This is a genomic window from Paenibacillus solani (assembly GCF_001277345.1).
GTDB classification, from domain to species: domain Bacteria; phylum Bacillota; class Bacilli; order Paenibacillales; family Paenibacillaceae; genus Paenibacillus_AQ; species Paenibacillus_AQ solani.
The window spans coordinates 1,531,772-1,552,053 of sequence record NZ_LIUT01000001.1; the positions used below are offsets into that span (position 1 = coordinate 1,531,772).

17 protein-coding genes are annotated in these 20,282 nt (G+C 47.5%); 16 read left to right on the plus strand and 1 reads right to left on the minus strand.

The genetic code is table 11. The features are described from left to right. The 15 genes from AM231_RS06990 to AM231_RS07060 all read left to right on the plus strand — a co-directional run bounded on the left by AM231_RS06990 (window position 1) and on the right by AM231_RS07060 (window position 15,775). Window positions 1–339 carry a cyclic-phosphate processing receiver domain-containing protein gene (locus AM231_RS06990; RefSeq protein ID WP_054401912.1) on the plus strand — a complete coding sequence of 113 codons (339 nt, stop codon included), beginning with the start codon at window positions 1–3 and terminating at the stop codon, window positions 337–339. Next, window positions 340–687, plus strand: a complete 348-nt coding sequence (locus AM231_RS06995; RefSeq protein WP_054401915.1) for a thioredoxin family protein — start codon at window positions 340–342, stop codon at window positions 685–687. A 130-nt stretch (window positions 688–817) separates the two neighbouring features. Next, complete coding sequence (locus AM231_RS07000; protein WP_054401918.1) at window positions 818–1,894, plus strand: SAM-dependent methyltransferase; 1,077 nt, start codon at window positions 818–820, stop codon at window positions 1,892–1,894. A gap of 163 nt (window positions 1,895–2,057) precedes the next feature. Further along, window positions 2,058–3,524 carry a serine/threonine protein kinase gene (locus AM231_RS07005; RefSeq protein ID WP_054401919.1) on the plus strand — a complete coding sequence of 489 codons (1,467 nt, stop codon included), beginning with the start codon at window positions 2,058–2,060 and terminating at the stop codon, window positions 3,522–3,524. A gap of 28 nt (window positions 3,525–3,552) precedes the next feature. Further along, window positions 3,553–4,653, plus strand: a complete 1,101-nt coding sequence (locus AM231_RS07010; RefSeq protein ID WP_054401920.1) for an SAF domain-containing protein — start codon at window positions 3,553–3,555, stop codon at window positions 4,651–4,653. Between the two features lie 55 nt (window positions 4,654–4,708). Beyond that, window positions 4,709–5,416 (plus strand): hypothetical protein, encoded by a 708-nt coding sequence (locus AM231_RS07015; RefSeq protein WP_054401922.1) that lies wholly within the window; start codon window positions 4,709–4,711, stop codon window positions 5,414–5,416. Then, window positions 5,413–6,282 carry a CpaE/TadZ family protein gene (locus AM231_RS07020; protein WP_054401923.1) on the plus strand — a complete coding sequence of 290 codons (870 nt, stop codon included), beginning with the start codon at window positions 5,413–5,415 and terminating at the stop codon, window positions 6,280–6,282. Before AM231_RS07015 ends, AM231_RS07020 begins: the two co-directional genes overlap by 4 nt. Next, on the plus strand, window positions 6,269–8,182 hold the full coding sequence (locus tag AM231_RS07025; RefSeq protein WP_054401925.1) for an ATPase, T2SS/T4P/T4SS family: 1,914 nt from the start codon (window positions 6,269–6,271) through the stop codon (window positions 8,180–8,182). The genes AM231_RS07020 and AM231_RS07025 overlap by 14 nt, the downstream gene beginning before the upstream one ends. Then, entirely contained in the window at window positions 8,172–10,241 is a 2,070-nt protein-coding gene (locus AM231_RS07030) for a hypothetical protein (RefSeq protein ID WP_054401926.1), read from the plus strand. The genes AM231_RS07025 and AM231_RS07030 overlap by 11 nt, the downstream gene beginning before the upstream one ends. A gap of 51 nt (window positions 10,242–10,292) precedes the next feature. Beyond that, a complete protein-coding gene (locus tag AM231_RS07035; RefSeq protein WP_054401928.1) occupies window positions 10,293–10,751 on the plus strand; it encodes a hypothetical protein in 459 nt (152 codons plus the stop codon). A gap of 42 nt (window positions 10,752–10,793) precedes the next feature. Then, window positions 10,794–11,195 carry a hypothetical protein gene (locus tag AM231_RS07040; RefSeq protein WP_242615079.1) on the plus strand — a complete coding sequence of 134 codons (402 nt, stop codon included), beginning with the start codon at window positions 10,794–10,796 and terminating at the stop codon, window positions 11,193–11,195. 5 nt (window positions 11,196–11,200) lie between these two features. After that, a complete protein-coding gene (locus tag AM231_RS07045; RefSeq protein ID WP_054401930.1) occupies window positions 11,201–11,746 on the plus strand; it encodes a hypothetical protein in 546 nt (181 codons plus the stop codon). Continuing rightward, window positions 11,733–12,722 carry a hypothetical protein gene (locus AM231_RS07050; RefSeq protein WP_054401932.1) on the plus strand — a complete coding sequence of 330 codons (990 nt, stop codon included), beginning with the start codon at window positions 11,733–11,735 and terminating at the stop codon, window positions 12,720–12,722. Before AM231_RS07045 ends, AM231_RS07050 begins: the two co-directional genes overlap by 14 nt. Before the next feature lie 123 nt (window positions 12,723–12,845). Beyond that, a complete protein-coding gene (locus tag AM231_RS07055; RefSeq protein ID WP_054401933.1) occupies window positions 12,846–14,399 on the plus strand; it encodes an ABC-F family ATP-binding cassette domain-containing protein in 1,554 nt (517 codons plus the stop codon). A gap of 251 nt (window positions 14,400–14,650) precedes the next feature. Further along, window positions 14,651–15,775 carry a ThiF family adenylyltransferase gene (locus tag AM231_RS07060; protein ID WP_082341554.1) on the plus strand — a complete coding sequence of 375 codons (1,125 nt, stop codon included), beginning with the start codon at window positions 14,651–14,653 and terminating at the stop codon, window positions 15,773–15,775. A gap of 90 nt (window positions 15,776–15,865) precedes the next feature. Here the strand turns inward: AM231_RS07060 and AM231_RS07065 are convergent, their stop codons facing one another. Further along, window positions 15,866–19,213, minus strand: a complete 3,348-nt coding sequence (locus tag AM231_RS07065) for a discoidin domain-containing protein (protein ID WP_054401935.1) — start codon at window positions 19,211–19,213, stop codon at window positions 15,866–15,868. A gap of 271 nt (window positions 19,214–19,484) precedes the next feature. Here AM231_RS07065 and AM231_RS07070 point away from each other — a divergent pair, with 271 nt between their 5' ends. Continuing rightward, a complete protein-coding gene (locus AM231_RS07070) occupies window positions 19,485–20,204 on the plus strand; it encodes a response regulator transcription factor (RefSeq protein ID WP_054401937.1) in 720 nt (239 codons plus the stop codon). Window positions 20,205–20,282: the final 78 nt, after the last annotated feature.

Genomic DNA, 20,282 nt, shown 5'->3' on the forward strand with positions numbered 1-20,282 from the left:
ATGATACATCTGTATTTGGATGACTGGCGTCCCAATCCGAAAGGATTTGCGCTGGCACGGAGCGGGGAAGAGTGTTTGTTGATGCTTCGTGAATGCGAAGTAGACATTTTATCTCTGGATTTTGAATTAGGTTATGATCAAATGAACGGGGGCGATGTAGTCGCCTCCATGATTGCGGAAGCGCTGCGTGCTAGAGAAATATTCCTGCATACCTCCAGTCCGGCCGGCCGCAGGAAAATGTACGAGCTGCTTTATACGCATATGCCCGAGGACGTGAAGGTCCATAACGGGCCCATGCCGGAATCCGTTCTGCGAGATGTCGCGCAGGGGTTAAGATAAATGATCGAGGTTACGCAGCGTGAACTGATGGAGCGGCTTGAATGGCAGGAACGTATGGCTATACGAAACATGAAGGCCGATCCGCTCATTGTATTTTTGCATACGCCATTATGCGGTACTTGTGCCGCTGCGCAGAAGATGATCGATATTGTAGAACATATCGAGAAGGATATGAATTTGCTCAGTGCGGATGTGAATTTCCTGCCAACCATCGTTGAACGTTATCAAATTCGGAGTGTTCCTGCGCTGCTGGTTGTCCCATCGAAACCACGCAGTGTACCGCAGGTACTGTACCGGATGGGTTCTGTGCAGGATATTATAACCTTTCTTAGAAGCGCAAAGCTCTGATTTTAGATAAAACAGTATGGAATGAAAGAGGAAATCAAGAACTCATCTAACAAACTTATGATAATGACGCTCATCTGAAAATGGATGGCAGACGTCCTTGGATCATAGTTATTTCTGGAGGTTAATCCGTTTGGACGAATTAAATGTAAAGCAAGAACTTGAGGAAGAGAATCAGAGTGAACGTGATTATCACAGCAAATGGGTATGTACGGCAAATCATGGCTTTGCTCCTTATGCACAGGAAGAGCTGCGGCGGATGTTTGGCAGTTTAAAAAGCACCATGATGATTCCCGGTGAAGTGTTTGTAGTCACAATTGACAGCTCGGAAAATGAGGCAAACCGCCTCATTACTACCAGGACGCCTATTTTTCTGCGACATCTGTTTCCGGTCCATCTGGAAATTGCGGCGGATACCTCTCTTGACGCATTAAGTGCAGTCGAAGAGTTTTTGCTTAAACGTGAAGAAATAGGCGGCAGCTCTGCAGCTATTCAGATTCGGAAAACAGAGAATAGCCCATGGAAAGAAAACCCTGCGGCACTTCGGGGAGAATTGCAGCGTAGACTGGCACCGCTTGAGCTTGAATATACGGTTCAGTCTCCTGCATGGATCATTTCCTTGTTTGCTGCTGATCATGTCTGGTATGTAGGCGTGTCTCATCCGGAGGACAATCTGTCAGATTGGAACGGCGGGGCCGTTCGTTTTCAGCGGGAAGAGGGGCAAATCTCAAGGGCGAAATTTAAGCTGCTTGAAGCCGAGAAACAGTTCGGGATCCCGTTTCATTCATTCCTCAATGCTCTGGATATTGGCGCTGCGCCTGGAGGGTGGACTTCGTTTCTGCTTGAGCGAGGTTTGGAGGTTACAGCGGTTGATCCGGCAAAAATGCATCCTTCGTTAGCTGGTAACAAAAATCTCCGAGTGATTCACAAAAATGCGGCGGATGTATCGTTTAGAGAAAATGAATTTGATCTGATCGTGTGCGATATGAGCTGGAGCCCCAAACTTATGGCTCGAATGGTCAAAGGGCTGCTGTACAGCTTACAGCCAGGGGGCACAGCTGTGATTACAGTCAAGCTGTTGACGAAGAAACCCATGGCCTTGGTGAAGGAGATCATGGAGACGTTCGAAGAATCCCGAATGCAGATCCAGGGAGCCAAGCAGCTGTTCCATAATCGGGACGAAATTACTCTATATATGATTAAGTATTAAAAAAGGCTTTACAAGTTAATGTAAGTTGTTCTATAATGATTCCAAAATTAACCAACGACAACCATAGGGAAAGCATCCCGCTACTCATCATTATTCAGTGATGGTGAAGCGGCTTGCTTTCCCTTTTTTGTTGTGTAAGTAAGTCAGAGGAGAGAGCATAAACATGAATCAGCCTTGCAGATTGGTGCATGGGGAAGTTTTAGGCGAACGTTATGTTATCGATCGGGTGATCGGAGAGGGAGGCATGAGCTGTGTTTACCTGGCTGAGGATTTGAAGCTGCCTGGGAAGATGTGGGCTGTGAAGGAGAGCTTGGCTGAGCCCGGTACACAGAAGGCTGTTCAAGATGAAGCTCAGCTTCTAATTAAACTCAGTCATCCGCGGCTGCCGCGGATTGTCGATTATTTCCACGTTCAGTCTACCGGTTATATCTATTTGGTCATGGATTTCATTCAGGGTATGAACCTCGAGAAATACTTCCGTGGATTTCGCGGGAACGTGAACCCTGAATTCATCATGGAACTGACGGAGCAATTATTGGATGTTCTGGAATACCTCCATAATCATGAGCCTCAAGTCATCTTCAGGGATCTAAAGCCATCCAATATTATGCTGACTGATCAATTGGAGGTTCGGCTCATCGACTTTGGTATCGCTAGAAGCTACAAGCAGGAGAGTGGCGAGGATACGGTCAAGCTCGGCACAGTGGGATTTGCGGCGCCGGAACAGTATGGGGGGAGGCAAAGCGATGCCAGATCAGATTTATATGGGCTGGGAGCACTTTTACTATATCTCTCAACCAACGGCAAATTCAGTGAATGGATAACCGGTGTGGAGCGTCATATTCGCGGCGACTTGCCCAGGGAGCTTGTTCCTGTTATTCGCAAGCTTCTGCAATATGCCCCGGAGCATCGATACCAATCGGCTGCAGAGGTGCGCTCTGCGCTTAGCAGGCAGCAGCCGGTAGCCACAAACAGGGCTGGGAGTCAGCCAGGCAAAGTAGCAGGGACGCTTGTGGCTGCTGTGCTTGGGGCATCCTCCGGTGTAGGAACTACCCACAGCTGCATCGCGTTTGGGCATTTCCTCGCTGCCAATTACGGACGTGTGGCAGTAGTTGAAATGAGCGCCAAATCCACGGCGTTTACTCGCATTCAAGAAATTGCCGAGGGGGGAAGATTGGGGGCGATCCGTAAATTCGAAGTTAACGGGATCCACTTTTGGCGCCAAACAGCCAGAACCGAAGTGATTTCACTGCTGGGAGGGAGCTATGACGCGGTTGTACTGGATTTGGGTGCATACAGGGACAGTGACCGAATAGAGGAGTTTTTGCGGGCCGATCTGCCGATAGTCATCGGGTCTGGTGCGGAATGGCGGCAGCATGATGTGGTGACATTGGCACGAATGTTATCCAGGCATCCCCAGCCAGGCCGGGTGTATGCCCTGCCGCTTGCTGGAGAAGAGACGATTCAGGAAATGAAGAAATTGCTGGGAACAAATAATGTTCAATCATTGCCGCTGCAACTGGACCCTTTTGAAGTGCAAGACAGCAGTCGAGAGGCATTCTCCCGATTATTTCAGGAGTACTTGCCTACGGTGGAGAGAAAACGAAGATTCAGGTTTCGCAAGAGTTGAATGCATTTGATCTGAAGGAGTTGAAGCAATGCCGATAATCAGGAGGCGAAGCCGCAAGTTCATTATCGCGGGACTTGCTGGCGCAGTCGTAACAGGAGCCGTGTGTGCCGGTGTCATGCTGTACTATATGCATGGTTATAAAGAGCAGCGGAGTTTAGAGCGAACCCAATATGAGCAGAGGATCACGGAGCTCGAAGAGGAGCAGCTTCGGCAGCTTAACTCGATGAAGGTTGCTTGGGTTCCTGTCCGAGATATTCCGCCCGGTCATTTCTTAGAGGCGAAGGACATCAAGGAAGTGCGTATTCCGTATGACGGGTCTTCTGGTAATCTTCTCTCCGGCAAGGAAGAGATCGCAGGGAAGGGTGCGAAGATTGAATTGCTCAAGGGAACACCCATAAGTCGAACCATGCTTTTTGAAGAGATGCCAACGCCGTCGGACCTCCGGCATCGGGAGATGAAGGCGGTATATTTGCCGAGTAATTTGCGTAAAGGGGATGTTATTGATGTAAGAGTCCAGTTTCCAACCGGGCAAGATTACATCATTTTATCCAAGAAAAACATCGACAAGCTTCAAAATTCAGCATTCTGGACGACACTCAGTGAACGGGAAATATTATTGCTCTCGAGCGCACTGGTCGATGCTTATCTTCATGAAGCTACGATCTATGCACTTACCTATGTAGAGCCTCAGCTGCAAGAGAAAGCGATTCCGAACTATCCTCCGAATGCGGAAGTAACGAAGCTGATCGCAAGCAATCCGAATATCGTGAAGACAGCGGAGAAGCACTTGGAGATTACGCTTCGCAGCACACTGGAAGACGACTTAAGCAAGCTTTCTCCAGATCAGCAAATCCAGGTATCTGATATGCAGGTCCATTCTTCCTCTGCGGAGACGAGAAGTCCGGATGCATGGAGCTCAGCATATAGTGCAGGTCCTTCAGTTAAAACTTCTTCTGCCGCTAAGCCTCCAACCATGCCGCCTGACGATGAGGAATATATAGCTACTCCGTTTCGTGAGGAACGGGATTCAGAGTCTGAACAGATTTTGGGATCATCCGATATAACAAATGCCCAGACGGGTGAGGATACAGAATTACTTGATCCGGATTTCATATTCTCGAGCCCCTAGGTGGTAGGGTGAGGCCGATTGGTGTAACAGGAATTAACGAAGGAGTGGAATCAATGTGAAGACATGGATATTTACGGGCATTTGTGACAAGAGCGACATGCTCTTGTACATGTGCAAGATATTAGCCACGGGCCACAAGCGAGTTCTGCTTGTGGATGGCGCGGTTGACGCCAAGTATAAACATTGCATCAGCGTCATGCATCCGCAGCTGCCGGTTAAAGAGTTTTCCGGATTCGACGTAGCAACCGGATTTGATAACTATCAGGCTTTGGTGGAATATCTGGAGGCAATGGAGGAGAAGACCTACGATTATATTGTAATGGACGTGGAGAAGTCAGATTTTCTGAACAAGCATGAGTGGGATACAGCGGATGCCCATGTATGGGTTAGCGGCTTCGAAGTAACGGGACTACGTAAGAGTATGGCTTTACTTGATGATCTGAGGGCTGCGAGAACGGATGACCCGCTCCCCCCTTTCTATCGGGTCTATGTCCAGGTCATTGATGATTTAACGGATGAAGCATACATTGAAGGCTATATGGAAGATAGCCGGATTCAATGGCTGGGCCCCCCGGTGAAAATGCCTTGGGATGAACTTTTCTTTGCCTTGAAAATTAAAAATGAACATGCAGGAAGACTAAGCATCAAGTCGTTGTCGAGGCAATATAAGAGATCGCTTTCTGAGCTTATCCGGATGTTGACGGAAATGGAACAACGGCATATCCGCCGTGCTCTCAGACAAGCAGGAAGGAGGCATGCATGAGCCTGATTGCTGTATGGAGTCCACTTAGCAGCGGCAGCGGCAGTACGATGTTGGCTTCGAGTTTACCGATCGTATTGGCAATGGAATATCAAGTCAAAGTACTTATTTCTCATGGTGGCTGCGCTGGAGAACGAGTGGAGCAAGCCTTTGCGTTTAAGCAGGAATCATTGGATTATATAACAGCTTTTCAGGATACGGGGATGGATGCCCTGGAACGGCTTAAGATTAGCGGGAGACTGAATCCTGAGAATGTGCGGAATTATACTTTGCCGCTCTTATCGGACCGGCTTGATCTTTTACGTGGACCTAAACTATATACTGCTCAAGAAATCGAAACGGAGAGGATGAAGGAGAAAGAGGCACACGCGAACCTGATGTCCAGTGTCCTGGAATCTTCCAAGCGAAGTTATGATGTGACGGTAGCTGATGCAGGCAATGGGGTGCCTGGAGCCGTCGACCGGGCGATACTTCAAGCCGCGGATTTGGTCGTCGTGGGTTTAAGTCAGAATTTGCATAAACTTGAGAAAGAGCTTGAGCAGCAGAGATTGCCTCATGAACTAAGGGATAAGCCATGTTTGTATATGATTGGGAGATATGATCGGGAGAGCAACTGCACATTGCAAAATATGAAACGCCGGTTTGGATTGAAAACGATGGTGCTTGGTGTTCCCTACAGCTCTGGCATGACAGATGCTTGGAATACGCGTTCGGTCATGTCCTATATCCAGCGAAGTCGTGGGGGCACGGACGCCAAACGTGTGAATTCAATGTATTATGCAATCCGCAATGTGGCGGATGCTGCGGCTGAACACCTTGGCCTTCCTACCGGCGGTTCGAAAGCGGGGGGCCTGCATGCTTTGGGATAACTCATTGAATACAGCTTGGATCATTGTCATCGTTTTGTTTGTGATGTTGTTTTTGTATCTGCGCTATCTGGATACCCGAAAACGAACGATTACGACAACTCGTGGAGCCGATCCCTATTCGCTAACCGCTATGACTTCGTTTGTCAAAGATAGTCTTCATCAGTTGACGCATAGCCAGCTGTCAGATTTAGGACTGCATGAAGAAGAATATCGCCGCAGGTTGAACAAGCGAAGTGAATTGCGACGTGCTCTGAAGGGCTGCGTGTCGGGCGATGTGCTGGATAAGGCTTATGTTAAGGATTTCTTGAAACAGCTCCTTGTCAGGGATCTCGGACTGAATGAGTCTAACATCGATGCAGCCATTCCGTTTGATAATCTGACTCGTTTAAACGCCCAGGATCAATTTGAAATCGTCTTATATCTTTATAAACTGAGGCATGGGGAAGATGCTTTATCGGTTCTTCTGGAAACTTACGATCTTGCACGGCCACGCGTGATTCCAGGTTACGGTGAGGGAAGTGTATATGCGGTCACCGCGGAAGACATCGCTTATATTTATGAATCCGAGCAAAGACCGCTGTTATTTACCGAGAAGCTGGATATTGTCGTGCAGCGCATATACCAAGAGTACAAAGGCTTTTCTATTGTCGATGAAATCAGGGATCAACGGATTGACGGGATAAGCGGTGGGGTTAGTGGGATTCATGTTGAACGTGACGGCGAGAAAGTGAATGGTCACTTTCCGGATGACTTTTTGGGACTAGGCAGCGTTAAGGGCGCCGACTCTCCTGCAACCGGTTGTGAGAGCGTGTGGGTTTTTTACCGTGGAGTCTCGCTGCATCTGGCCTTTCTCTCTTTCGGGACGATGCAGGAGCTTAAGAGGGTATGCCAAAACATATACAAATACAATCATCCGGGGCAGCTATCGGAAGCCAGCGGTTACAAAGTGAATGAGATGAAGGACGGCTCCAGAGTCGTTGTTGTCAGGCCGCCATTTGCTGAATCCTGGGCCTTCTTTGTCCGTAAATTCGATCTTCCTAAGGCATCGCTGGATCAGTTAATAACAGGCAGCGGTTCGGAACTCGCAATAGATATGTTGAAATATCTTATGAAAGGCAGCCGAATCACAGCTATTACCGGTGCGCAGGGATCTGGAAAAACAACGCTGCTTATGGCTATGGTCGGTCACATCTACGCGACCTATACCCTTCGGGTTCAGGAGATGGCCTTTGAGTTACACCTCAGAAAGATCTATAGTCGCAGAAACATTCTAAGCTTCAGGGAAACGGAGCATATTAGCGGTCAGGCTGGCTTGGACCTTCAGAAAAAAACAGATGGTACTGTCAATATTCTTGGTGAGGTTGCAAGTGATGAGGTAGCTTCATGGATGATACAAATGTCTCAAGTGGCAAGTTTATTCACTGTATTTACGCATCATGCCAAGACTTTCAGGGATCTTGTTCAATCCCTTCGCAATTCCCTGCTTAAGAGCGGCATTTTCAGACAAGAACATATAGCTGAGCAGCAGGTTGTCAGTGTCATTAATTTTGATATCCACTTAAGAAGAGATGCTTATGGCAACCGTTACATAGAACGTATTACAGAGTGCATCCCCGTCGAGAAGGGAGCTCTGCCAGAATTCCATGGAACTGAAGGGGATCGCTTGAAAAAAAGCATGGGTGAGTTTTTTGAGTTAGGTTCGGAGCATATGCGGAGATTGAATGAAGAGAGTTACTACATTTCCCGCAATGTAATCGAATACCGGGATGGAAAGTATTTGGCAGCTGCCAAGTTATCAGAACGCAGTATTCAAGAGATGATGGAACAGATGCACCCGGAAGACGCGGAGGAATTTAAGGGATTTCTGGCAGCGGTTTGGGGGGGACAAGGTGACATCTAAAGATATTTTGATTGTAGTTCTTATCGTATCTTTAATTTTGTTTACCATTACCTTTGGCATCGCAGCATGGATGTCACGAAGACAGGGATATCGCGATGCAGGTGCCGTCCAGACTGAAATGGGAGGCAGATCATGGCGTGATATTCACCGTCAATGGTTTCAAATTATTTATAGGTATGGCATCAAGATTCCGGTTGTCAAATCGTATCTGCGGCGGATCCGTCAACGAATTGCAATTATTCACCCTTATGATGAGATCGCGCTCCGATATGAGACAGTGAAACTAACCATTGCGATTACCGGGACGATTGGCTTGACCGCATTGCTGCTGATATGGAGTCAACCGGATTTGGGGTTTATTGTTATCGTCATTTTGGCTGCGGCAGTGATTAACAATATGCTCGTAGAGATGTTCATAAACCGCCTGGAGCGTAAAGTTCTTGTCCAATCAGTTGAGCTGTTTTCGCTTGTCCGTCATCATTATCAACAGCATGGAATGGTAGAAGAGGCCCTGTATGAGGGAGCGGAAGCTTCCGGACATGAAATATCTTTACATGCTCATCGGATATACAATGCCTTGGTTTCGGAGGATCCGGATGAGGAGTTGGAGCAGTATTATGAGGTAGCACCCAATCGTTATCTAAAAGCATTCGCAGGTATATCACATCTCGTGATGGAGTTTGGAGATCATGCAAGAAAAAAAGGGTCCATCTACCTGCATGGGCTAAGTGGCTTAACGAAGGAAATTCAATTGGAAATTTTGCGAAGAGACAAGCTGGATTATCTAATGAAGGGCTTGAACATCATTGCGCTGGCACCTGTCTTTTTCACTAGGCCGATTGAACGCTGGGCCAGAAGCAGTTTCCCATCGATGGATGATTTCTATATGAGCAAACTCGGGATTATAACCAAGATATCGATATATGTCATTATTCTGATCGCTTACCTCTTGCTTCAGAAGCTGCAGCAAAATCGAGAAACAGATTACCGCGCTGAGATTCAGAAATTGACCTGGGAAGAAAGGCTGTACCGATTGCCTGCGATCCGTTTGCTTGTACGCATGGTGTCACCGTCACCTGGTTCCCTGAAATATGACAGGCAGATCCGATTATTAAAGGAAAGCAACGCAAGAATCAAATTCGAATGGCTCTATATCAGAAGGTTGATGTTCTTTCTCCTTACCTTTCTCTTGTCGCTCTCGTTGGCAGTTGGGCTGCATGTACAGGCCAAGCATCATATCCTGCATGTTCCTGTTTCCTTAAATAACTCCCTGTTCGGTCAAATGAATGAGATTGAGCGCCGGCAGGCAGAAGATACTGTAAAGCAGGATCGGATGTTAATGGAGCATTTGCAGATGTCACCAGACCTAACTCGGGAGCAGGTCAGACAGGTAGTTCACGATGCGGACTCGCTTGGTATGGCCAAGGACCAGATCGAAAGCACAATCGACCGACTGATAGGCAAATTACAGCTATATAATGGCGAATACCTGAGATGGTGGGAGTTGTTGTTATCCATCCTGGCAGGTTTGACAGCATATAGTGCCCCATTATGGCTGCTGTATTTTCATCGTAAAGTGCGGAATATGGAAATGCGGCATGAAATCTACCAATTTCAAACCGTCATATCAATATTGCGCGGTGTGGAACGCATTTCGGTAGAATCCATTTTGGAATGGCTTAACCGATTTGCAGTAATCTTCAAAATTCCTATCCAAAAAAGCTTGCTCCACTATGAACACGGGGCTGAATCAGCCTTACTGGAGCTTAAGGATGATGTCTGGTTTCCGGACTTCCAGCGGTTGGTGGACAAGCTGCTTCTTGCGGTAGACAAGGTGCCGATCAAGGATGTGTTCGATGATCTTGATGGCGAGATGATATTTAGCTTCGAGCAGCGCAAACAGGAATATGAAGCCATGATTGATACCAAGGCGGCATGGGCACGAATGATTGGTTTTACCCCGATGTATGCTCTGATCTTTATGTACCTTGTGATCCCGCTGATCGGCATGAGCTTCTCACAGATGGAGACGTATTACGAGCAGATCCAACGTTTATAAAATAATACAGCAATTAAAAAATATAAAAAATTAAATGAGAGGAAGATTCAAATGAATAATGCATCATCTGCTTTAAAGGTTGCGGCAGGAATATTTTTGACCATCGCACTGATTACGATTGTTGTTATTTTGTTTATTTCAGCACAGGAAGCTACTAAAACTGCGCAAAACAACTTTTCAGACATTCAGACAGAGTTGTCCCAGGCTGCATTTACCGTATATGACGGGACGACGATCAGTGGTTCTCAGGTAACCAATGCGCTGCGCAAATATAAGGACAAGGATCAATTCGGGGTTTTTATTGCCACAGGAAAAAATAAAGGAGGGCAATGGTACGGTAATGTACTGGAGACAGACGGTTCAATCCCTAATCCGGACTCAAGACAAGGAAATATCCAAGATGTCTTGAATGAGAAAAGTGCAGAGTATGTTAATCCAAGTGGAAAATTCAGAGCAAGTATCGTTAAGGATGATTCCAATGTGATCAGGGGCATCAAATTCTATCAATAATGATAATGGTAGTTCATTGAAGTCCATAAATAGAAGGGTGATATGCTCTTGCGTGAACAAACCATAAGCATGCTTGAACTGGCGGCGGGGGTGGCAATATTCCTTGCCGCCAGCTTGTATGCATTCCATATTCAGACGGCAATAGACGGTGGTCTAACGGCCGCAGGACGAATGACTCAGGATCAGCATGCCGGAATCAACACGGTAGAGATGACTAAAGAAAACATGAAGTTGTCTTATAGGGGAAGTGAAGTGTTATTCACCCTGCGAGAAGTTCAAGCGGGCGGCTTTCATATATTTGTAGATGGCAGGGAATTCAGGTCAGGCAGTAATCCAGAGGAGTTGGATCTTTCGATCATTGACACGAATGCCCGTTATAAAACGGAGTATATTCGAGGAACCGATGGGGAAGTGGAGAGCATCCAGTTTGTTAAAGAGAGGTAACAGCCATGTCTAACTCAGTATCGAAATGGTTTGCGGCATTTTTGGCGCTTTTACTGCTTTATTTGGTTCCGGCAGGTGAAATGGCCCGCAGGCAGGATGATTTGTCGCGGCTCGTTGTCTATCAGTCCGCCACTAAATTCGTAGACAGTGTCCGAACGAAGGGGTATGTGACTCCAACTATGTACAATGACTTCCAACAAGAGCTGGCCGCAACAGGCAATATCTACAATGTGGAAATGGAACATCAACATAAGAAATATCATCCGGAATATAACGATGCCGGCACATTTCTGAATCGCTATTCCATCGTATACGATGTTTATTATCAGGATGATATTATGAGTTACATGTTCCCCGATTCGAGTGTGGGCAAGGAAGATGACAGCCGACGATACCGATTAACGACTGGAGATTTATTTCAGGTAAGTGTCCGCAGCTTGAATCGCACACCCGGAATGCTGATATTTGATGCTTTGACAGGATCAGATTCAGGTGGTAAAGCAGCTATCGCATTCCCTTACGGAGGTTTGGTTCTGAATGAAGATTACTGACCTTGCGATCATATTTACCGCTGTGTTCTTCCCCGTATTTTTTCTTTTGGGCATGCGGGCCGAGAGCTTGGAGGATGTCCGGTATGTGGAGATGAAATATTCAGCTGCACTCCGGACAGCGGTTCAAGATGGCGGGATGATGCTTAATGAGAATGAGACCCAAGCAAAGGAGTCGGTGTATGATTCATTGAAATTTATGAACGCCGATAAAGAAAAAGCGTTGGAAGCCTTTTCCCGGACGTTGTATATGAATATGGGAATCGCCGATGATCCTGCTGCACAGACTGCACTTTGGTGGTATATTCCTGCTATCGTCGTGCTTGATTACGATGGCTATTATATGTACGCTTCGCAGACCTTTACCAATGATAAGGGTGAGGAGCTCATGGGGCACCGCTGGACAGCCAAAATTCCTTATGCTTGGAGTGATGATGCAGGCAACAGCATCCAATTTACGTTGGATTCCTTCGTTCACGTGTATGAATCAGGTGCTTCTCGATGGCACTCTGGATTTCGGCAGGATTTGAGCGGTAGAACGGGAGTAGCATTGCTGGATAGTTCGGATATGTTCGAACAAGTCCGCCGAATCACCATTGTAAATAGGGTTCAAGAACAGCTCGCCTATTATATACAGCGGCATAATCAAACGGCGCTGCAGAACGGTATCTCCTATACCTTCACACTCCCGTTAATATCCCAGGAAGAGTGGGTGAATACGATTGACGATATCGGGATGATGGCCTTTATACAAGGCATCCCTATAGGCAATCAATACTTTAACAATTATGCGCTTGGGGGCGGGAGGCTTGTAAAAGCACCGGTCTATTTCGGAGGGACGGATAACAGGGGAATCAAATATTATTATCGAGAGGGTTGCAATAATAGCGTTCGAGTGGATGAAGTGTTTCAAAGTGCCAAAGAAGCGGCAGCAGCCGGATACCATGAGAAGAGCTGTTTTAATCCCGGTGTCCTGTAAAAAATGAAACTTGTAGTTTCGGCCAGACTCTATGATGTGATACAATAAACTCTTGACTGTGCATAATTCGCTAAATTAACATGAAATAAGTTCATTTTATAAAGACAGGAGTTACTATTAGCCATGAGTTTATTGACTGTAGAGAACGTATCACATAATTTCGGAGATCGTACTCTATTTAAGAATGTATCATTTCGTTTGTTGGCCGGCGAACATGTTGGTTTGGTCGGAGCAAACGGCGTAGGGAAATCCACGCTAATGAATATTTTGACAGGACAGCTGCTGAAGGACAGTGGCAAGGTAGAGTGGACGCCAAAAATCCGATATGGATATTTGGATCAGCATACAAAGCTGACTCCCGGCAAAACCGTTCGCGATGTGCTGAAGGATGCGTTCCTACCGTTGCTCGAACTGGAAAAAGAAATGATGGAGATCACCAATAAGATGAGTGATGCTGATCCCGATGAGCTGGAGCTGCTGCTTGAGCAGATGGGTGAGATTCAGGAGCAGCTGGATATCGGTGATTTCTATATGCTGGACGTCAAGGTTGAAGAGATGGCGAATGGACTTGGTTTATCCGTCATTGGCCTTGACCGTGATGTCGCAACATTAAGCGGGGGACAGCGCACCAAGGTGCTGCTTGCCAAGCTTCTGTTGGAAAAGCCGAACGTACTCTTGTTGGACGAGCCGACCAACTATCTGGATGTTGAGCATATCGAATGGCTTACTCAATATTTGAAGCAGTACCCTTATGCTTTTATGTTGATTTCCCATGACACGGAATTTATGAATCAGGTGGTTGATGTCATTTATCATCTGGAATTCGCGAAATTGACTCGCTATACAGCAAACTACGATAAGTTCTTGGAAATGGCTGATATCAATAAGAACCAGCATATTGATGCTTACGAGAAACAGCAGGAATTCATCAAGAAACAGGAGGACTTCATTCAACGGAACAAGGCACGCTACTCCACGTCCGGCCGAGCGAAGAGCCGGGAGAAGCAGCTGGACCGTATAGAGCGGATTGACCGCCCCGAGGAAGCAGCTAAACCTGTATTTAACTTTAAGGAATCGCGTGCTAGCGGGAAAACTGTATTTGAGGGAATCGACTTCGAGATCGGATACGATCGGCCATTGCTCCCCAAAATGAACATCCTGATCGAACGCGGAGAGAAGATTGCCATTGTAGGCTGTAATGGCGTAGGTAAGTCAACCCTGCTTAAGACCATATTGGGCAAAATCCCTGCGTTCTCTGGCAAGACATATCAAGGTGACTTCCTGGTGCCTGCTTATTTCGAGCAGGAGGTACGTCCGGGGAATCTGACGCCGATCGATGATGTGTGGAATGAATTTTCTCATTTGAACCAACACGAGGTTCGCGCGGCTCTAGCTCGCTGTGGACTCAAAAATGAGCATATCACTCGTCCGATGAAGGCACTTAGTGGTGGAGAGCAGGCTAAAGTCCGGCTGTGCAAACTGCTGATGCGCGAGAGTAACTGGATCCTGTTTGACGAACCGACGAACCATCTGGACGTTGTCGCTAAAGAGGAACTGAAACGTGCCTTAAAGGAATATAAGGGTACCATTTTGCTGGTTTCCCACGAACCTGAGTTCTATGAGGATTGGGTAACAAAGATTTGGAACGTTGAGGATTGGTCGACCCAGAATTCCTAAGTCCCATTGATCTTGTGAGATGCAAATATTCTATAAAGTTAAGGAGGATGGGCTGAGAGAGCTCGTTCTCCTTTTACGATCACAGGTCGGATCATCCATGGTTATAACTTATGTTAAAAGTGTAGTATGAATTTTTATTGATTAACTGCCCATCCTCTTCGCGGGATGGGTATTTTGATCATGGATGTGGTTAAAAAACAAGAATGTCATTGCGCTTGGAAGATTTTAAGGAAGAGTAGGGAGGAGAAGTTATGTCAGATAGAAGTGATAGTAGGGCAAGTACCATAAATGAACATCCCTTCGAGTCAGTCCCGGAGCCTTCGGACGACAATGAAACAGTTGATGTGGAGCGCAAGCATCGATATTCTAGGCAAGAGAGGTTTACTCCCTTTGGAGAAGAGGGCCAGCAGCGTCTCCGTCATAGTCATGTTCTTGTGCTTGGTGCCGGGGCGCTGGGGAGTGCCACTGCAGAAACCTTGGTTCGCGCTGGCGTCCGACATGTTACGATCGTGGATCGGGATTATGTGGAATGGAGCAATTTACAGCGTCAACAGCTGTTCACTGAACAGGATGCAATGGATCGACTGCCGAAGGCTGTAGCAGCTGCTAAGCGTTTATCTGAGATCAATTCGGATTGTTTGGTAAATGGTATCGTGATGGACGTACGAGCCGGAGAACTAACGACACTCAGCGCGGGCGTTGATTTGATGATGGATGCGACGGATAATTTCGAGACCCGTCTGATTATGAATGATGTCGGGTTCAAGTTAGGGATTCCGTGGATTTATGGCGGATGTGTCGGAAGCTCAGGTATGAGCTATACCTTCTTGCCGGGAGAAACGCCTTGTTTGAACTGTTTGCTTGGAACGATACCTATGGGTGGAGATACATGTGATATTAACGGCATTCTTCCTCAGGCTGTACAGATGGTTGCCGCACATCAAACGATGGAAGCGATGAAGCTGTTGTCCGGAAATCGGCAAGCTCTTCGAAAAAAAATGCTGACCTTTGATTTATGGCGTAATGAACGAGTGGAATTTGGCGTAGAGCGTGCCAAGAAACAGGGGTGCCCGACTTGTGGCGAGCATCCGGAGTATCCATACTTAACTGCGACGAATTCCGGAAAAAGTGAAGTTTTATGCGGGAGAGATACGGTGCAGATCAGACCGGCCAGACCGATGAACATTGACCTTAAGGAAATGGCTGATCGACTGAATAAGCTACCTCACGGAAAAGCAACCGTAACCCCCTACATGATCATCTATCAGGTGAAACCGCATCGGTTAGTTATTTTCCGTGACGGCAGAACCTTGGTACATGGCACATCGGATATTGCCAAGGCCAGGTCGTTGTACAATCAATACGTCGGCGGTTAAACGAATGCCAATGAAGAAGTATCCGTCTACCATTGTTCAGATTAAAGGAGGAGTCCGCATCGGACTCCTCCTTTTCATGGTATGCCGTGATTATTGCAAAATCAAGTTGAAACCGTTCTGAATAAAATACAAATCAGGATGAGCGATATTGCGCGTGGTCAGATTGTTAAATGTTGCGGACCCGTTGCCCGTATACGTGTAGATCGCCGCACCCGGATGAGGGTTCGAGAACCTGGAGGACGTTACTCCGTCAAGCCCCGTACCGTCAATAATGATGTTGTTGAATACGATGTTCTGAAAACCGCCGCCATATCCAAACTGTACAGCACTTCGCTGGGTGTTCAGAATATCGATGTTGGTGAAGGTGACATTGCGGATCGCATCATTCGATGCTTCCAGATCAATTGCACCGCGCTCCCCGTCGTACAGGTCTTTACTGGTTCCGCTGCCAATGATGGTTGTGTCAGAGAACAGAATGCCGGTATTGTTCTCAAAATGGTATCCCGGGAACACGGTATTCATTCGAATGCCTGATCCGCCCACGGTGTCAACGGTCAGATTATGAGTGGCCTTGTGACCGCTTCCCCAAAAAAACGCAATCGCTGCTGCACGCCAATTGTTTTCTATGGTGTTGTAGGAGAAGGTGTTGTTAACTCCTGCAGGCGCTCCGTTCACATTACTCGTCCAGACGGCGAGACCATCGTCGCCGTTATTGCGAATGCTGCTGTTGCGAACGGTCGAATGGCTGGTTCCCTGCGCAAAATTGACCCCATCCGCCAGGTTATTACGGATCCGGCTGTTCTCTATAGTCAGTCCTTCAGCGATAATGGCAGGAGTATGCGCATAATCACCTACCCAGAATCCGCACTCGAAATGTTCAACCCACACATTGTGGATTTTGGAGTTGGTCCCGAAATTATCCATGAATCCTTTGTATACCGCATTTTGATTATACCGCGACCGCAGATTCGAATTGAGGTAGACATGGCTAAAATCCAGTTGGCCCGTAATCCGAAGCGAGATCCCGCCTGAAGCCGCATTCGGGTTTGTAAATTGAAGGTTTGTATGCCAGATGCCTGCCCCCATGATCTTGATGTCATCAATCATATCGCCGACCGAGCCGATCTTCCACATGTTACCCAGATGGAACGTCCCTTCGGGAATGTATAGGGTTTTACCTGAAGAAGCGGCAGCCTGAACGGCAGCCTCAAAAGCCGGTAGGTCATCTTGACCATCATTCGAAGTCGCGCCGAAGTCTGTGACGGATATAGAGTTCGCCGGGCGGGCAATAGCGGTTGGCACCGGCTCGATTTCGATGAAATCTACGCCATACTCTAGGTTATCCGCATTAGACTTCTGGATACGGATCTTGTCTCCAGGCTGGAGTGGTACATCCAGTTTCAAGTGTACTTTGTCAAACCGGAAAAGTGGGCGTCCACCTCCAGGGGCATCAGCAGGATGATCGCTGGAAAAATATTGCCAGCTGTAATAAGAAGTCAGTGGAACGGTCTTTTTCTTCATGCCATTTACATAAACGTCGAGCGAGCCTGTCAAGCCCATACCGTCCGATGAGTCCGGCATCGTATAACGCATGGTGATACCAGCCCCACCTTCACCTTCTCTAACCGTCCATTCCAGGTTGGAGCCATTCGAAGGAAGAGCTACGTAACGTTGGCCGGAGGCTTCCGATGCCGTTAGCGCTTGATCGAATGTAGGTGCTGTTCTAAGCATTGCGCCGCCTCCGCGTACTGCGTCATCCGTATCATATCGGGTATACGGCATGCTGGCGCCGCGTGAGGAATACACGGTGAGATTGGCGTGGCTGACGTTATTCTCCCGTTTGATCGGTGCTTCGTTGGCATCCGCTGCCACGGATGTTGTTAATACATAGCTGCCATTTGCCGCTGTCCATGTACCGGACATAATGACGCTAGCGGAGGCGCCTGGGGCAAGGGTTCCAGGATAGCTTCCTGTAAAGGTTTGGATCGTTGAGCCAGCCGGATTCTTCAGTGCGACGGAAATCGCATGAGGCCCGCTTGTCGTAGCTTTGTTGCCTTGGTTCTTAAGATTCACGGTAAAAGCTACGGCGTTGCCGGCAACTGGTGTGACAGGCGTCCATTGTACCGAACCTACCAAATCGGAACTTTCAATGGCACCGATTACAAGAGGGGATGGATGAATATAGCTATTATTTCCTTTATCCTGCTCGATGATTTGGTTTTCTTCGTCAACCTTGCCACTGATGGTATACGATACACCCGCTACGGCTCCGGTTTGCAGCGATACTGTAGCGGAAGCGCCCGCGGCAAGCGGTCCTAACGGGGAGGATCCCGCCTTAATGTCATTCAGGTAAAAATTGACCGTCGTAGCTCCCGCATCCGCGCTGCCTATGTTTTTAACCGTAGCATGCAGTGTAATATCATCATTTTCGATCGGAGAGGACGGCGACCAGGACATGCCCGTAATGGTCAGATCCGGATTTTGCGCAGCTGTGCCATACACTTGGAATTCCGCAATCTGTCCGGCAGGCGCGCCTGAATTGGACGTTATATTTAATTGGAGACGTTTTACGGTTGCGGTTACGGGAATTGTCACGAAGCTGCCGGAAACGGGATTGAAGGTATAAGGCTGTGCCGATACCAGATTGCTGAAGTGCGTGGTGTTCTGGTCATGTCCCAGCACTTGAATGGTTTGGGTGCGAGCACTCCATTCCGGAGCCGGATTCAGTTTAAGTAGGATGGAAGTGATATCGTGATTGGATCCGAGGTCGAGGGTTAGCGTGCTTGGATTGCTTCCACCCTCCCAGTACGTATGGATATCGTTGTCATTTGCATTGGCCGCTGCATAAGTGAATGTGCTTGAGGAGGCTGTAATCGGTTTACCGACCGCAATATTGGTTCCCACAGGAGGCGTTGGCGGGGATACCGATGGTCCGTATATTTCGAATTCGGACAGCTGGGCTGCTGGCCAAGCCGTATTGGTGGATAGGCTCAGGCGAACATACCGGGTGCTTGCTTCGTCAAAGCTGATCGTCACCGAGTTTCCTTCGGCTGAGTTGAATTCATACGCTGCTGAATCTACGATGTTCGTAAATGTGGAGCCGTTCGTGCTGCCTTGCACGGTCAGCGATTGAGTCCGCGACTCCCAGCCCGTAGGAAGTTTAAGAACGATCTGGTTAATGCTTGTGTCCGTACCGAGATCGGTTTGAATCCACTGAGGAAATGCATGATTGGTGCTTTCCCAATACGAATCCGGATTGCCATCGTTTACGTTAGCCGGCCCGTAGTTCTGGGTTTGGCCACTTGCTGTCACGACTTTGCCAAGCGAAAGGTTGGCTGCGTCTGAGGCCGAAACCCGTGTTGGAGGCTCGGCGGCCGTGTAAACCATGGATATTAGCATGGCTACGATAAGAGGCCATACTCTGAGCTTGCTGCGCATGTTATTATTCCTCCTTTGATCATTATTGTCAATAAGCTGTACCGGTGAAAAATCCCCCTTTCTTCATTCTATATCCCCATTATAAAAACGGCGTCATGACGGTGATAAGATGCAATTCTACGCAAATCGTATGTAATCCGAGCATCTTTAGGATTGTGTAGAAATTATTGAAAGGAATGAAGTTCTGGCTGTCAATCATTCAAGAGAAGGAGTGAAAGCAGGCTGAATCAGACATACTTACATTATTAAGCGTTGAAAGCGGGGTGAGCCCGTGGAGAAAGCAATTTTAATCGCGGCAGACAAAACAGACCGCCTACAGATGCTCGTAGATATGTTAGAGCAAACGGGATATCAGGTTACGCATGTTACGAGTTATTCGGAGGTTGTCGGTTACATGCAGCACTCCCAGGTAGATTTGCTGCTGATCGACAGCAGATTAGCGGGTATGGACCAATTTAATCTCGTAGAGCGGTTGGCTGGTAAAAAGGAACAGATCCCTATCATTGTAATTGGAACTGAAGGTACAGATGAAGCTGTTGCAGCATTGGAGGCCGGAGCTCATGATTATATCTCTAACGATCGAGATCCTAGAGAATTGGCCGCTCGCATTGCTAATTTACTGAGACTCTTTCAGGCAGGTCCCTTGGAAGAGGAAGAAATGATCCGGATTGGGGATCTGGTGATCGATCCATCGGGCCGTACAGTGTTCAGAGAAGACATGCCCATCGAATTGACGCAGCGAGAGTATGATTTACTGCTGTTTTTAGCCAGGAGGCAAGGGCAGGTATGCACGCGTGAGGATATTTTACGACAAGTGTGGGATTATGATTTTCATACGGGCACGAATGTGGTAGATGTTTATATTCTTCATTTGCGGGAGAAAATCGATAAAGGACACAAACAGAAACTGCTGCGTACGATTCGAGGGACCGGTTATAAGTTGTTGTCACAAAAAGATATTCAAGTAAACCCAAAAGACCGTCTGCCATGAGATGGTCAAGACCCCATTTAATAGACATTGAAAAAAGACCCTAGGCTATAAACTGCTTCCGGAACTCTACCGGAGGCA